General features: G+C 69.4%; 8 protein-coding genes. 4 read left to right on the plus strand and 4 right to left on the minus strand.

All coding sequences use genetic code 11. The features are described from left to right. Nucleotides 1–197 precede the first annotated feature (197 nt). Nucleotides 198–1,091 carry a CHAD domain-containing protein gene (locus AC6CH2_RS08825; protein ID WP_498268907.1) on the minus strand — a complete coding sequence of 298 codons (894 nt, stop codon included), beginning with the start codon at nt 1,089–1,091 and terminating at the stop codon, nt 198–200. Nucleotides 1,092–1,155: 64 nt separating this feature from the next. On the opposite strand from AC6CH2_RS08825, the gene mutM reads away from it, so the two are divergent. The 3 genes from mutM (at nt 1,156) to AC6CH2_RS08840 (ending at nt 5,643) form a co-directional block, all read left to right on the plus strand. Further along, nucleotides 1,156–1,968: a bifunctional DNA-formamidopyrimidine glycosylase/DNA-(apurinic or apyrimidinic site) lyase gene (gene mutM, locus AC6CH2_RS08830; RefSeq protein ID WP_498268908.1), complete on the plus strand. Its 813-nt coding sequence runs from the start codon at nt 1,156–1,158 to the stop codon at nt 1,966–1,968. 165 nt (nt 1,969–2,133) lie between these two features. Further along, complete coding sequence (locus tag AC6CH2_RS08835) at nt 2,134–2,706, plus strand: ECF-type sigma factor (RefSeq protein WP_435396576.1); 573 nt, start codon at nt 2,134–2,136, stop codon at nt 2,704–2,706. A gap of 111 nt (nt 2,707–2,817) precedes the next feature. Next, on the plus strand, nt 2,818–5,643 hold the full coding sequence (locus AC6CH2_RS08840) for a serine/threonine-protein kinase (protein WP_498268909.1): 2,826 nt from the start codon (nt 2,818–2,820) through the stop codon (nt 5,641–5,643). A 12-nt stretch (nt 5,644–5,655) separates the two neighbouring features. Here the strand turns inward: AC6CH2_RS08840 and AC6CH2_RS08845 are convergent, their stop codons facing one another. The 3 genes from AC6CH2_RS08845 to AC6CH2_RS08855 are packed head-to-tail and all read right to left on the minus strand — an operon-like array spanning nt 5,656 to nt 12,090. Continuing rightward, a complete protein-coding gene (locus tag AC6CH2_RS08845; protein WP_498268910.1) occupies nt 5,656–6,192 on the minus strand; it encodes a DinB family protein in 537 nt (178 codons plus the stop codon). 60 nt (nt 6,193–6,252) lie between these two features. After that, nucleotides 6,253–10,137 carry a translocation/assembly module TamB domain-containing protein gene (locus tag AC6CH2_RS08850; protein WP_498268911.1) on the minus strand — a complete coding sequence of 1,295 codons (3,885 nt, stop codon included), beginning with the start codon at nt 10,135–10,137 and terminating at the stop codon, nt 6,253–6,255. A gap of 30 nt (nt 10,138–10,167) precedes the next feature. Beyond that, nucleotides 10,168–12,090, minus strand: coding sequence for an autotransporter assembly complex protein TamA (locus AC6CH2_RS08855; protein WP_498268912.1), 1,923 nt, complete (start codon nt 12,088–12,090; stop codon nt 10,168–10,170). Nucleotides 12,091–12,333: 243 nt separating this feature from the next. Between AC6CH2_RS08855 and AC6CH2_RS08860 the strand changes: the two genes are divergently transcribed. Further along, a complete protein-coding gene (locus AC6CH2_RS08860; RefSeq protein WP_498268913.1) occupies nt 12,334–15,234 on the plus strand; it encodes a TonB-dependent receptor domain-containing protein in 2,901 nt (966 codons plus the stop codon). Nucleotides 15,235–15,299: the final 65 nt, after the last annotated feature.

Below are 15,299 nucleotides of genomic sequence, written 5' to 3' on the forward strand. Positions count from 1 at the left end.
GCGCCGGTACGGCTCTGCGATGTGATGGGGTCGTTTATTCCAACGGGCAAGGCGCGCCGCAGCGGGCGCGGCTGAAGGGGTTCAGCTGGCGCCGGCCGACCGGCGGTCGCGAGATCGGTCGGCCTGCCCCGCATTCGGCTTGGCGCCTCTTCCGATCGCGGGAGAGGCCGGGGTGAGGGCAGGCCTCGCGAATGCCCCTATTCCGGGCCGCCCTCGGTCGCATCCGCGTTCACGATCTCCCCGCGCGACCGCGCCAGCTCGCCCTGCGCGTAGCGCCGCAAGGCGCCGCGGTCGGCCTTGCCGAACACCGAACGGCGCCCGCAATGGTCGAGCAGCAGGTTCAGGTCCTGGGCCGCCCCCAGCCGCTCGATCGTGTGCTTGTCGAATTTCGGCGCGTCGCGGCCGAGCCTGGCCGCTTTCAGCGCGCGCTGCTGCTGCGACAGCCGCCGCGCGCGCCGGCGCCAGTCGTGCCAATCCTCGTCGAGCCCGCTGCGCCGCGCGCGCTCGGCGCAACGCGCGACGCGCGCCAGGCTCGCGGTGACCGCGCCGCGCCAGTCTTCCGCGGTCAGGCCGTCCCAGGGCAAAGCGCGCAGCGCGGCGCGCAGCACTCGCAACAAGGAGCGGCGCGCGCCGAGGTCGGGGTCTTCGGCGCGGGCCTGGCGCGCGACCTGCGCGCGGGCCTGCGCGGCACGGCGGCGGGCACGGCGCAACAAAGTGCGGACCTCGGCTTCCAGCGGCAGGCGCAGCAGCCGATCCAGAGTTTCGACCAGCGCGTGCGCGTCGCGCAGCACCGACAAGTTACGGTTGAGCCGGCGCAGTTCGCGGTCGACCAGCGCCGCGCCCGGACCGAGCGCCCCGCCGCCGAGCGCGACCGTGGCGCGGACCCGGCGCAAGCCCTTGCGCGCCAGGTGCACGCCGGCATGGATCCGATTGCCGCGCCAGCCCAGGGCGTCGAGCGCCATGTCGATCTCGGCGCTGGCGAAACTGCGCAGGCGCCGGCCCGGCGGCGGCGCGGCCTCGGGCTCGGGCGCCCTGGCGGCTAACCCCGCCCCGTTTGCGACGGCTTCCTCGGACGCTGGCGCGTGCGGCATGAAGCGACTCCCGGTTCCGGCCATCGAACGATGCGCGGCCTGGCCGGGATAGTACCCTTGCCGCATGCCTGAATTGCCCGAAGTCGAAACCACCCGGCGCGGCCTGGCGCCGCACCTGGAAGGCCGCCGCGTCGTCACCGCGATCCTGCGCCGCCCCAACCTGCGCTGGCCGATCCCGCTGCAGATCGAGGACACCCTGCCGGGCGAACGCATCGACGCGGTGCGCCGCCGCGCCAAGTACCTGTTGCTCGACACCGCCGCCGGCAGCGCCCTGCTGCACTTGGGCATGTCCGGCAGCCTGCGCGTGCTGCCCGCCGACACGCCGGTGCGCGCGCACGACCACGTCGACCTGCTGCTCGATTCCGACCGGGTGCTGCGCTTCAACGACCCGCGCCGGTTCGGCTGCCTGCTGTGGCAGGCGCCCGGCGAGACCCACGAACTGCTGCGCGACCTCGGCCCGGAACCGCTCTCGGAGGCCTTCGACGGCGACTATCTGTTCGAGCTCAGCCGCGGCCGCAAGGCGCCGGTGAAGACCTTCCTGATGGACCAGCGGGTGGTGGTCGGGGTCGGCAACATCTACGCGGCCGAGGCTTTGTTCGCGGCCGGGGTGTCGCCGCTGCGCGCGGCCGGCAAGGTCTCGCGGGAGCGTTATGCCGCGCTCGCGGCTTCGATCAAGGACATCCTGGCCTACGCCATCCAGCGCGGCGGCACCACCCTGCGCGACTTCATCAGCCCGGACGGCGCGCCGGGCTATTTCGAGCAGGAGCTGTCGGCCTATGGGCGCGGCGGCGAGCCCTGCCCGCGCTGCGGCCGGCCGCTCAAGCAGGCCAGCATCGGCCAGCGCACCACGGTCTGGTGCGGGCACTGCCAACGCTGAAGCGCGGCGGCCCGGGCGCCGGCAGGCCCGTCCGGGCGCGGGGGCCACGGGGGTCCGGCCCCCCGATTCCGGACGGACGGCGCGGCCGCCGCCGGGGCGATGCCACCGCCGTCGCTATCATATGAAGATGAACGCGCTATAGTCTCCGCCGAGTCGAGGGGCGATATGGCCGAAAGCGCTGACATCACGATCCTGTTGGATGCCGCCCGCGAAGGCGACCGCGGCGCACTCGATCGCGTGCTCGCGACTCTGTACCAGGAGTTGCACACCATGGCGCGGCGCCAGCTCGCCGGCCAGCACGGCCAGACCCTGGATGCGACCGCGCTGGTGCACGAGGCCTACCTCAAGCTGGTCGGCCGCCGCGAAGCCCAGTTCGACGATCGCGCGCATTTCTTCGCCTACGCCGCCTCGGCGATGCGCAGCGTGGTCGTCGACTACGCGCGCCAGCGCCTGGCGCAGAAGCGCGGCGGCGACCTGCACCGCGTCACCGAGTTGCCCGACGACGTCGAAGGCGGCCTGCGCCTGGACGAGGACACGCTCGGCCTGGACACCGCCCTGACCAAATTGGCCGCGGTCGACCAGCGCCTGGCCCAGGTGGTGGAACTGCGCTATTTCGCCGGTCTGTCGGAACTCGAAATCGCCGCGCTGCTGCAGCGCTCCGAACGCAGCATCCGCCGCGACTGGCAGAAGGCCCGCCTGTTCCTGCTGGCCTCGCTGCAAGACGAGCCCAATCGCTGACGCACGGCGCGTGCCGCGTTCCGTCACCGCCGTGCAGCGCGCCCGCATCCCATGCGCCTGGCCATGATCCACATCGCCGACGACCGTCGTATCGCCACCGACTGACCGCGCATGGACGCCGAACGCTGGCAACGCCTGTCCCCTTTGCTCGACGCGCTGCTCGAGCTGGAACCGGCCGCGCGCGCCGAGCGCCTGCGCGAGCTGCGCGCCGACGACGCCGAGCTCGCCGATCAACTCGCCGGGCTGATCGCGCTCGAAGACGGCCACGAGGATTTTCTGTCCGAGCCGCTGGTCGCGCCGCAGAACACCGGCATGCGCCCCGGCGTGGAAGTCGGCGCCTACCGCCTGGAAAGCCTGCTCGGCGAAGGCGGCATGGGCCAGGTCTGGCTGGCCTCGCGCGCCGACGGCCTGTACCAGCGCCGGGTCGCGCTGAAGCTGCTGCGTCCCGGCCTGGCCGACACCAACCTGCGCACCCGCTTCACCCGCGAGCGCCAGATCCTCGCTCGCCTGGCGCATCCGCACATCGCCCGCCTGCTCGACGCCGGCATCAGCCGCGACGGCCTGCCCTACCTCGCCCTGGAGTACGTCGAAGGCGAGCCGATCACCGACTACTGCCGCAACCAGCGCACCCCGCTCGACAAGCGCCTGCGCATGTTCCAGCAGATCTGCGACGCGGTCAGCCACGCCCACGCCAACCTGATCGTCCACCGCGACCTCAAGCCGTCGAACATCATGGTGACGCCGGCCGGCGACGTGCGCCTGCTCGACTTCGGCATCGCCAAGCTGCTCGACAGCAACGACGTGCCGCTGCCGGAGCAGACCCGCACCGGCGCGCGCGCCTTCACCCTGCACTACGCCGCGCCGGAACAGGTGCGCGGCGAGCCGGTCACCACCATGACCGACGTGTATTCGCTCGGCGTGGTGCTGTACGAGCTGCTGACCGATTCCAAGCCCTACCGCCTCAAGCGCCAGACCGACGCCGAGTGGGAAGAGGCGATCCTCGCCGCCGACCCGCTGCGGCCCTCGCAGGCGGTGCTGCGCTACGTCGACACCGACGATGCCGAGGTCGACCCGAACTCGGTGCGCCGCCTCGCCCGCCAGCTCAGCGGCGACCTCGACAACATCGTCCTCAAGACCCTGTCGAAGCGGCCCGAACAGCGCTATCCCTCGGTCGAGGCGCTGTCGCTGGACCTGCAGCGTTTCGAGTCCGGCCGGCCGGTGCTGGCGCGGGCGCAGAGCCTGCGCTACCGCTTCAACAAGTACGTCGCCCGCCACCGCTGGGCGCTGGCGACCGCGGCCCTGGTCGCGGTGGTGCTCAGCGCCGCGCTCGGCATTGTGGCCTGGCAGGCGCGCGAAGCGGTCGGCGAAGCCAGCCGCGCCCAGGCGATGCAGGACTTCATGGTCGGCCTGTTCGAAAGCGCGCGCGGCACGCCTGAAGGCGAAGCGCTCGACCTGCGCGGCCTGCTCGACGCCTCGGTGATCCGCGGCACCCGCGAACTCGCCCGGCAGCCGCGCGCACGCGCCGAGCTGTTCGGGGTGATCGCGCGCATGCGCACCAGCCTGGGCGACTACAACGAAGCGCGCGCGCTGCTCGACCGCCAGGCCAGCATCATCGCCAGTACCGACCAGGACATTCCCGAAAGCCTGCGCCTGGAGTCGATCACCCAGCGCGGCAAGGTGCTGCGCTTGCTCGCCCAGCCGCGCGAGTGCGCCGCGCTGATGCAGCCCGGGCTCGACCTGGCCCGGCGCGAACAGGCGCAGTTGCCGAATCAGGCCAGCGAGTTCTATTCCGAACTCGGCCGTTGCCGCCAGGCCAACGGCGAACGCCAGGGCGCACGCCAATTGTTCGAACGCTCGCTCGCGCTGCGCCGGGAAATACTCGAGAACGGCGAGGTCGGCGAAGTCGAGAACCTGATGGATCTCGCCAGCCTGCAGGCCGACGCCGGACAAAGCCGGCAGGCCCTGCAGGGCTTCGAGCAGGCGCGCCGGCGGCTGCAGCAGAGCGTCGGCGACCGCCACCCGCTGCAGGTCGAGATCAGCCGCAACCTGGCCGCACTGCGCCACGACCTCGGCCAACTCAACGACGCCGAGCGCGATGCCAGGGAAGCGTTGGCGATCGCCCTGGAGGTCAACGGCGGCCAGCATCCGGCGACCCTGGCCGTGCGCCGCCAGCTCGCCGCCTTCCATATCGAACAAGGCCAATACGCGCAGGCGCAGATCGAACTGGAACAGCTGCGCAACGTGCTGACGCCGCGCCTGGGCGCCGACCATTCCGATCTCGCCGGTCTGCACAGCAGCCTGGGCCTGGTCGCCTGGGAACGCGGCGACGTCGACCGCGCCCTGAGCGAGCTCGACCATGCGGTGACGATCTCGCGCAAGCACCTCGACCGCGGTCGTCTCGCCGAGGCCTTGTTCGCCCAGGCCACGGTGCTGCATGCGACCGGCCGCCACACCATGGCGCGGCTGCTGCTCGACGAAATCCGCGCACTGCGGGTGGCCGAGTTCGGCGCCGAACACGGCGTGATCGGCGACACCGAGCGCCTGCTCGGCGAGGTCGAGATCGCGCTCGACCAACGCGACCGCGGCATCGACCATCTGCAACGCGCGGTCAGCCTGACCCGCAAGGGTTACGGCGAGCGCCATCCGAACACCCGCCACGCCGAACTCGACCTGGCCCAGGTCCAGGCGCTGTCCGGCGACGCCGCCGCGCTCGCCCACCTGGATTCGCTGTCGGAACTGCCGACCACCGACGAGACGCTGCGCGAACTCGGCTGGCGCGCCCAGGCCTATGCCGCGCACGTGCGCTGCGGCGGGCCGCAACGCGGGCAGGCGCGGGCGACCCTCGACGGCCTGCTGCGCAGCATCGGCGATGCCCGCCCGGACGGCAGCGAGGTCGCGCGCGAGGTGGAACGGTTGCGCGCGCAGTGCGCGGGCTGAGCCCGCCCGGCCTCACTCCAGCGCCGGCACCAGCATCATCAGATCGGTCGAGCCGACATCCTGGCCGGCCTGGGTCAACAAGGTCGTGACCTGGCCGCGGTGGTGGGTCTGGTGGTTGAAAAAATGCATCACCAAGCCGGCGAACGGACGCCGCGACACGATGCCTTTCATGTTGGCGTAACTGAGCACGTGGTCGAGATCCTCATCGCCCAGCTCCGCCGCCCAGGCTTCGATCGCCGCATCCAGTTCGCGGCGCTGCGCCTGCAACGGCGCCAGACGATCGTGCAGGATCTGGTCGATGCCGAGCGGATGGGCCATGCCGCGAACCGGATCCAGGGCGGCGAAACGCGCAGGATGGTTCGCGAAGCGGTGCAGCCAGATCAGATCGGCCGCCAGCAGATGATTGAGCGTGCCGAGAATCGAACCGAAGAACGCACCGCGGTCCTCGGCCACCGCATCGGGCGGCAGCCGCGAAACCGCTGCGTAAACCTTGTCGTTCATCCAGCGGTTGTAGCCGGCCATCAGCACGGCATGCTCGCGCAGCGTCATCGTGGGTAACTCCTTGCCGTCGCACCGAGGGAGTCGATGCGGTCCGCGCACGCCATCGGCTTACTTTTCCTTGCGCCAGTTGATCGAAGCGCGGTTCTCGATCGTGCTCGACTCGATCTCGATGTCGAAGCCCTTGCGCAGCAGGTACTTCAGGGTCAGCACCTGGCCGGTGCCGAGCAGGGACACGCCGTAGCCGACGTACAGGCGCGGCGACAGGTATTTGCCGACGCCGAGCACCGAACCGCCGAGCGCGCGGCTTTCCATCACGCCGGCGTCGTCGAGGCCGATCTTGGCGCCGAGCTGCGAGGCGAGCATGCCGCCGCCGGCCGACAGCGCGGCGCTGGCGGCGTTGAGCTGGCGGCCTTCGTCGCCGCTGACCGACGACAGCGGCCGGCCGAGCGCGAGGTAGGCGAGCGCCTCGGACTGCGAACTGGCCGGGTTCGACCAGACGTTGACCTGCGGCGAGCTGACCCGGCCGCTGATGTCGACGCCGGCGGTGACCGCGCCGACTTCGCGTTCGGCGCGCACGTCGAGGATCGGGTCCGACACCGGGCCGTTGTTCCAGGCCAGGCGGCCGCGGGTGACCTGCAGTTTCTGGCCGTAAGCGGTGTAGCGGCCCTCGACGTTGAGCGCACCGTTCGCGGTCATCTCGCGACCGGGACGCGAACGCACCCGCATCTGGCCGCCGAGCTTGCCGTCGAGGCCGAAGCCGTTGAGCTTGACCTGCTCGCCGACGACCAGGGTCAGGTCGAGGTCGAGCGGCGAGGCGCCGGTGTCTTCGGGATCGACCGGATCGAGCACGACCACGTCCTCGGACACCGACACTCCCTGGTCGAGGCGCTCCAGGTCGATGCGCGCGGTCGGGACGGTGACCGTGCCGGTGACCTGCAACGGCTGTTTGGCGGCGTAGCGCACGGTCAGGTCGGGGTTGACGATCGCATGCAGGTCGCGGGTGTCGGAGGCGAGCACGTTGGTGCCGCGCAGGTTCAGCACCAACGGCGTGTCGTCCCCCTGCCAACCGAGCGTGCCGTCGATGTTCAAGGTGCCTTCGCCGGAACGCACGCTGCCGGCGATGCGCGCGCTGCCGTCGCTTTGCGCGTCGAGGCGGACGTTGCCGTTCTGCAGGACGATGCCGAGCGCCGGCAGTTCGGTGGTGAACTGGCTCAGCTGCGCCTGTCCGCCGAGCAGCGGCTGCGAACGCGTGCCGGCCAGGCTGATGCGGCCTTCCAGGCGTCCCTTGGGCTCGACGATGTCGGGCGAGAACATCTCCAGCCAGGTCAGTTCGTCGGTGTCGACCGAAACCTCGCCCGACAAGGGCGCGTAGGCGTCCCAGCCGGTGGCGATCCTGGCGTCGATGTGGCCGTCGTCGTTGAAGCCCGCCTTGAGTTCAGCGTTGAGCTTGTTCGGGTCGAACGTCGCCTTCAGCGACAGGGCGTTGTAGCGCAGCAACTCGCGGCGCGCGCGCTCGCTGAACTTGAGGCCGCCGCCGCTCGAAGTGACCTCGACCTGGCCGCGCCAACCGTTGCCGACCGGACGCAGCGCGCCGTCCAGCGCGATTTCGCCACGCAGCAGCCACGGCCGCTTGTCGCTGCGTTCGGGCAGATAGGCCTGGGCCAGCGACAACGGCAGCCCCTGGCCCTTGATGTCGAGACCACGCCGCGGCCAGTCCGCGCTGGCGCATAGCGAGCCGCCGCTGCTCGACGCCAGGCAGGCGTTGGACAACGCGCCGTTGCGCCCGTCCCAACGGAACTGCGCCGCCTGCTGCAAGCGCCACGACGCGCCCTTGCTCGGCGTCAGCTGCAGCGAGGCCAGCGCGCCCTGCCAAGTCGCCCCGCGCTTGTCGGCGTGACCGGCCAGTGCGAGCTGGGCGAGCTCGCTGTCGGCCTGCGCCTGCAGTTGCAGCGACTCGACCGCGCCGCGCGCATCGACGCTGAGCGAGGACAGCGCGAGGCCGGCGTTGAGCTCGCTCGCGCGCAGCGCCAGTTCGCCGCCGCGGCCGCGCCAGGGCAGGCGGCCCTTGGCGCTGAAACTCGCCGCGGTGTAGTCGCGGTACTTGAGGCCGCTGCCGGTGAGGTCGGCGTCGATGTTCGGCGCATCGCGCGCGCCGCTGAGCTTGAGCGTGCCCTTGAGGCTGCCGGCGGTGTTCGGCAGCAGATCGTTGAGCAGCAGCGGTGCGAGTCTGGCGTCGAGTTCGATCGCCTGGGCGAGCTTGCCCTTGGCGTCGACGCGGCTGCCGCCGAGGCTGAGCGCGACCTCGCCTTCGTAGGCGTCGTCGCTCTTGCCGGTCGCCGCGCCGTGCATCGCGAACCGGCCGCGGCCGCCGAGCGGCCGGTCGCGCAGGCGGCCGCCGAGGCGTTCGGCATCGACGCGGACTTCCAGGCCGCCGTCGTCGCGGGTAGCGCCGGTGCTGGCGAGCTGGCCGTCGACCGCGCCCTTCCATTCCGGGGCGAAATAACCCGGGTCGAAACCCGACAGCGTCGCCTCGAGGTTCCAACCGAGCGCCGGCGCCCAGGCGATGTCGCCGCTGCCGTCGAGCTGGCCGGTCGGCATCTTCGCCTTGAGCGTCTTCAGGCTCATGCGCCGGTCGTCGCCGCGGCCGTCGAACTCGACCGTCGCGGCCTGTTTGTCGCGCAGCAGGCGGGCGTGGCCGATCGCGGCCCAGGCCTTGACCGTGCCGGCGAAACCGAGCTGCGCGTTCTCCAGCACGATCGCCGGCGTGGCCGGGGCCTGCGGCGCGCGCGAGGGTTTGGCCAGCGCAGCCGCGCTCGCGGTGGTCGCCGCGGGTTGGCCGCCCCAACGCAAATTATCGGCGTTGACGGCGAACTTGAACCGGCCGTTCTCGGCATCGGTGAAGTCGGCATGGCCGCGCAGGGTCGCGGTACCGTCGAGCAACTTCAACGCCAGCGGCTGCACGTCCAGCACCTGGTCCTTCAGCGCGATCTTCGAGGGCAGCACCGTTACCGCCAGGTCGCCCTGGCGGAACTCGCCGTTGAGATCGGCCTTGCCGCCGACGCCGCCGGCGTCGAAGCGCAGCGCCATCGGCGTGTCGCTGGGCTTGGCGTCGGGCGACAGCAGCAGGCCGACGTCGAGCGCATCGGCGCGCGCGCGCAACTGCCAGCGCGGATCGTCCTTGCCGCGCAGGGTCAGGCTGGCGCGCACCGGGCCGGGGGCGGCGCCGGCGATGGCGACGTCCATGCGCGACAGATCGCCGCGCGCGACCAGGCCCAGCCGCGGCGGCGTGCGCCCCGGCGCGCTGGGCAGCACCGCGGTGGCGACCAGGTCGGTCTTGAAGTCGTTGCGCGGTTCGTACTCGCCGTGCATGGTGAAACGGCCGCGGTCGGTGATCGCTTCGACTTTCTCGACATGCAGCTTGCCCGACTGCGCATCGAGCCCGGCGCGCAGGCGGCGCACCTCGATCAACGGCTCGCCGACCTGACTGAGCTTGAAGCCGTCGATGCGTACGTCGTCGGCCTGCAAGGCCAGCGGCGGTTCGATCTGCGGCAGCACCTCGGGCCAGCTCGGCAGCTCGAAGGGCTCGTCGCTCTTGGGCAGGTCGAGGGTCGCGTTTTCGACCTGCAGCGCGTCCAGGCGCAGCTTGCGGCCCAGCAAGGGACGCAATGCCGGATCGACGAAGACCCGCTCGGCGGTGAACACAGTGCCCTTGTACGTGAAGCGCACGCCGCGCAGGGTCAGCGGCCCCGACACCGGGCCTTCGGCCGCGGTCCAGGTAAAGGTCGAGTCGGCCGGCAGACGCGCGACGATCTGCGCCAGCAACAGGTCGCGGCCGGCGATGGTGCTGATCAGCCAGTACACGCCGAATGCGATCGCCAGGGTCGCGATCGCCGCGACGATGCCGCTGCGCCAGGCCCAGCGCTTGGCCGCCGCGCGGCGGCGCTGGCGGCGTTCGAGCAACAGTTGTTCGGGAGTTTTCGGCGTATCGCTCATGTCGTTGCAGGGTCGTCCTGGCCGCGTGCCTTAGAGATCGGCGCCGATGTTGAGATACAGCTGGAAACCCGAATCCGGGTCGTCCAGGCCGCGTGCTATGTCGACCCGCAACGGGCCGACCGGCGAGCGCCAACGCAGGCCCACGCCGACGCCGGTGCGCAGCTTCGGGGTGTTGTCGAACGCGCTGCCGCTGTCGACGAACACCGCCGCGCCCCAGCTGTCGTTGAAGTACTGCTCGTACTCGACGCTGCCGGTGACCACGTTCTTGGCGCCGAGCGCGAAAGCTTTGCGGCCCTCGCCCGCCGGGATGCGCGGCCCGACTTCGCGCCATTCGTAGCCGCGGATGCTGCGGTCGCCGCCGGCGTAGAAGCGCAGGGTCGGCGGCATGTCGACCAAGGCATCGGTGAAGGTGTGGCCGAGTTCGCCGCGGGCGATCAGCCGGCTGCGCGGGCCCAGGCCCTTGTACCAGCGCGCGGTGGTGTGCAGCTGCAGGAAGTTCGCATCCGAACCGACGCTTTCCAGGCCGCCGCGCAGCATTGCGGTGGCGGCGATGCCGTTGCGCGGATACAGCCGGTCGTCGGCATCGACGTACTCGACCCGGAACGAGGGATACAGGAAGGTCGCCGAGCGGTATTCGACCGGCGTGGTCGGATCGTCGTCGTCCTCGTCGGCATAGGCCCAGCGCTCACGCAGGCCGTGCACCGAGGCGGTCGCGGTCCAGCGCTGGTTGATCTTGCCGCTGCGGCTGGCGACCAGTTCGATGCGGCGCGAGTCGATGTAGTCGGTCTGCTCGTCGGTGCCTTGCAGGCTGAAGGTGTACCAGCCGTCGAGCCAGGCGAAAGCCGGGATACGGTATTGCAGGGTCGCGGTCTTGCGGCGTTGGGCGAAGTCGACCTGGGCCAGGGCCTTGTGGCCGCGGTCGTTGAGGTAGCGCCGCTCCAGGCCCAGGCGCACGCCGGCGCCGCTGACGGTGCCGTAGCTCAGGCCGGCGGTGTAGATGCTGCGCTTGGCCGGGGTCAGGGTCACCTTGACCGGCACCTGGCCGTCGACCGCCTGGTCCGGCTGCGGCTCGATGTCGATGCTGGCGAAGTAGTCCAGCCGCGACAGCGACTCGCGGAAGCGGTCGAGCTTGCCCTGGTGGTAGTAACTGCCCTGTTCCCAATACACCAGGCGCTCGAGCAGGCTGTCGCGGATGATCCGTTTGGGCGTCTGCTCGAAGGTGATCGGGCCCATGTCGTAGCGCTGGCCGCTGGTCCAGACCAGATCGATGTCGGCGGCACGTTCTGCGCGCGTCACTTCCACCCGGCGCGAGGAAAAATCGGCATCGAAGTAGCCGCGCTCGGCCAGGCGCCGGGTGATCTTGGTCTTGCTGGCCTCGTACAGCTCGTGATTGAAGACCTGGTCCGGGCCGGGCCGGAACGCCTCGAGGTCCTGCTTGAGGTAACGGTCGTCGCTGCCGGCGCCGAGGATGGCGACGTCCGAGCGCCGCACCTTGACCGGTTCGCCCTTGTCGATGGTCAGGGTGACGGTGATCGGCACCGACGGGGTCGCCGCCGAGGCGGCGGCCGGGGCGGCCGGGTCCTGGCTGGCGGGGTCCTGGGTGGCCGCGTCCTGATCGGTGCCGGCATCGGCCGGGCTGGAGTCGGCCGGTAGCGCCGGATCGCGGCGGCGGGTGCCCCGGGAATCCTCGACCTTGATCGTCGGCGAGTAATAGCCGAACGGCTCCAGGGCCTCGCGCGCCTCGTTCTCGGCCTCGCGCAGCAGATAGGCCAGGCGGCGCCCGGACACGTCCTTGCCGATCGTATCGACCAGGGACAGGGACACGCGGACGTTCTGGGTCATGGCCTCATCGAGGCCGACGATCTCAACTTTGCCGACTTTGGCCGCCCGGGCCGCGCCGGCGACTCCAAGAACCAGGGCGACGGCGAAAAAAAGGCGGGGGATCAATGGCATAGCGAGCAGGATAACCGGTAAAGGCTTGTATTGCTTACGAATTTTGTTCAGCCACTTTGCAGATTAATTGCATCTGCCGTTAAGAAGTCGTAATTTCGGCCTCAGGGGAACTGACCGCATGCGCTGGGGGCTGCGCGGCGGGCTCATCGGGGTCTCCTAGAAACAGCCAAACCACCACTTCCATCCACAGGGAAGCCACACGGTAGGGAAGCAATGTCACTGCATATTTCAGGAGTCCATTTCGTGAATAGAAAAATACTCACCACTGCTGTTTGCACCGCGCTGGTCGGCGCCATCGCGCCCGCCTATGCACAGCAGGCGGAAACGGCTTCGAATGAAGACGTCACCAAGATCGAAACCGTTACCGTTACCGGTTCGCGCATCTCCAACCCGAACGTCGTCTCCCCGGCCCCGGTCAGCGTCCTGACCGCCGAGGACATCAAAGCGACCGGCGCGGTCAATATCGGCGACCTGCTGACGACGATGCCGCAGCTGGCCACCACGTTCACGATGGGCAACTCGGGCCGCTTCATCGGCACCGCCGGCGTGGCCATGCAGGATCTGCGCAACCTCGGCACGTCCCGCACCCTGGTGCTGGTCAACGGTCGCCGCATGGTTGGCGCGTCCGCCGGCACCACCGCCGTCGACACCAACCTGATCCCGGCCGACTGGGTCGAGCGCGTTGAAGTCATTACCGGCGGCGCTTCGGCCGTGTACGGTGCCGACGCCGTGTCCGGCGTGGTCAACTTCATCCTCAAGAAGAAGTATGAAGGCGCCAACGCTCACTTCCAGATCGGCGACAGCCAGCACGGCGGCTTCACCGAGCGCCTGTTTTCGCTGACCGCCGGCACCAACTTCGCAGAAGACCGCGGCAACGTCGCCGTGTCGATCGAGCACAGCAACCAGGATCCGTTGTGGTTCAAGGACCGCTTCGGTAACCAGGCCTACCGCACTGTGCGCACTCCGGGCGGCGCGACCGATCAGGTGCTGCTGCCGAACGGCGGCAACTACACCCTCACCGAGGGCGGCACCTTCTCGCTCGGCGCCACCGGCAACCGCGCCCTGCGTTACGTCTTCGACCCGAACGGCAGCGTGCGCAAGCAGCGCTTCACCGGTCTGTCCGACGCGAACGGCAACTGCGTCGATTGCGATCGCTCCGACGGCAACCAGCAGGTCCTGCTGCAGCCCGATTACAAGCGCACCACGGTCAGTTCGGTGGCCAGCTTCGACTTGAACCAGGATCACCGCCTGTACTTCGAAGGCATGTACAGCAAGGTCCACACCAAGTCGTTCTTCTCGCCGGCGTTCGCGGGCAGCACCAACCCGCACATCATCATGGCCGACAACGCCTATGTGACGCCGGAGTTGGCGGCCCTCATGGGCGCGCGCGATTCCATCAACGTCACCCGTAACGACGTCGATGCCGGCCTGCGCGGCGAAGACACCGACCGCCAGACCGCCCGCGTCGTGTTCGGCGTCGAAGGCGCGCTGACCAGCGATTGGCTGTACGACGTGTCGGTCAACTATGGCCGCACCCACGAACGTCGCCGCAACCTCAACAACCGCCACATGGAGCGCTTCTACGCCGGCCTCGATGCGGTGGAAGATCCGAACACCGGACAGATCGTCTGCCGCTCGAAGATCGATCCTACCGCGGTCAACGAAGCGTATTACTTCAATACCGCAACGCCCGACGGCATCATCTCGCCCGAAGTGGCTGCCAGCTGCATCCCGTTCTCGGTGTTCGGCGCCGGCGCGATCAGCCCGGCGGCAGCGGATTGGTTCAACGTCACCACGATCTCCAAGACGCGCCTGACCCAGTTCGTGGCCGGCGGTTCGCTGACCAACAACAACCTGTTCGAGCTCAAGGCCGGTCCGGTCAGCTTCGGCACCGGTGTCGAGTACCGTCGTGAGACCAGCCAGGCGATCAACGATCCGCTGGACATCGCCGGCGAGACCTTCCTCAACGCCATCCCGAGCTCGCGCGGCAGCTACGACGTCCAGGAAATCTGGGCCGAAGTCGCGGTGCCGTTGCTGGCCGACCTGCCGGCGATCAAGAGCCTGACCGTCGGCGGCGCGGCGCGCTACTCCAAGTACGACACCGTCGGCAGCACCCGCGCCTGGCGCTACAACCTCGACTGGGCGTTCAACGACAGCCTGCGTCTGCGCGGCAATATGTCCGCCGCCGTACGTGCGCCCGGCATCGACGAACTGTTCGGTGGCCAATCGCAGAACTTCGGCTTCGTCGACGACCCCTGCGACGTGCAGGAAATCCCGAACGCGAAGGATCCCGCCGTGCGCGCCCGCAACTGCGCCGCGCTGGGCCTGCCGGCCAACTTCACCGACGAGTTCACCGCCACCAACGAAGGTCTGTCGGGCAGCAATCCGGATCTCGACGCTGAAACCGGCCGCAGCTGGACCGCAGGCCTGGTGTTCACGCCGACCTTCCTCGAAGGCTTCGGCATCAACGCCGATTACTGGGAAATCAAGATCGAGAATGCGATCTCGGCACCCGATTTCCAGACGGTCGCCGACCGCTGCGTGGATTCGCCGACGGGCATCGACAACATCTACTGCCGCAACGCTCGCCGTGGACCGGACGGTCAGATCGAGTTCCTGACTTCGATCAACCAGAACATTTCGGCGATCGAGACCGACGGCGTCGATATTGCGGTGTATTACAGCCACGATCTCTGGGGCGGCCGCATGCGTTGGGACCTCAACGCGACGAAGGTTCTGAACTACAAGAGCTATCCGTTCCAGGAAGACCCGTCCGAGTTCAGCGACGACAACAAGACCCTCGGTTTCCCGGAGTGGAAGGCGACCTTGCGCGCCGGCTACAGCCGCGACAACTGGGACGTCAACTGGTCGACGCGCTTCGCTTCGGGCGGCTTGCGCGTCACCAACGAGAGCTATGCGTCCAATCCGCGTCAGACCAACGTGATCTCGGCCGGCTCGGGCGTGTTCCACGATATGCGCGGCAGCTACACGATCAAGGACACCGGCGTGCAGCTCTACGCCGGCGTGACCAACGTGTTCGACTCCGATCCGCCGGTCAACCTGTTCGGCACGGGCTTCGGCTCGGCGCTGTACGACGCGATCGGCCGCGCCTACTACGTCGGCGTGAACTACAAGTTCTTCTGAGTTCCACTCGGATACTTGCAGCGCAAGAACGGAGCCGGCGCAAGCCGGCTCCTTTTTTATGGGAC

Source organism: Lysobacter sp. GQ73 (assembly GCF_059758755.1).

Bases quoted from the DNA above. Each gene is read 5' to 3' on its own strand.
- AC6CH2_RS08825 (WP_498268907.1), bottom strand. From the start codon at position 1,091: ATGCCGCACGCGCCAGCGTCCGAGGAAGCCGTCGCAAACGGGGCGGGG.
- mutM (WP_498268908.1), top strand. From the start codon at position 1,156: ATGCCTGAATTGCCCGAAGTCGAAACCACCCGGCGCGGCCTGGCGCCG.
- AC6CH2_RS08835 (WP_435396576.1), top strand. From the start codon at position 2,134: ATGGCCGAAAGCGCTGACATCACGATCCTGTTGGATGCCGCCCGCGAA.
- AC6CH2_RS08840 (WP_498268909.1), top strand. From the start codon at position 2,818: ATGGACGCCGAACGCTGGCAACGCCTGTCCCCTTTGCTCGACGCGCTG.
- AC6CH2_RS08845 (WP_498268910.1), bottom strand. From the start codon at position 6,192: ATGACGCTGCGCGAGCATGCCGTGCTGATGGCCGGCTACAACCGCTGG.
- AC6CH2_RS08850 (WP_498268911.1), bottom strand. From the start codon at position 10,137: ATGAGCGATACGCCGAAAACTCCCGAACAACTGTTGCTCGAACGCCGC.
- AC6CH2_RS08855 (WP_498268912.1), bottom strand. From the start codon at position 12,090: ATGCCATTGATCCCCCGCCTTTTTTTCGCCGTCGCCCTGGTTCTTGGA.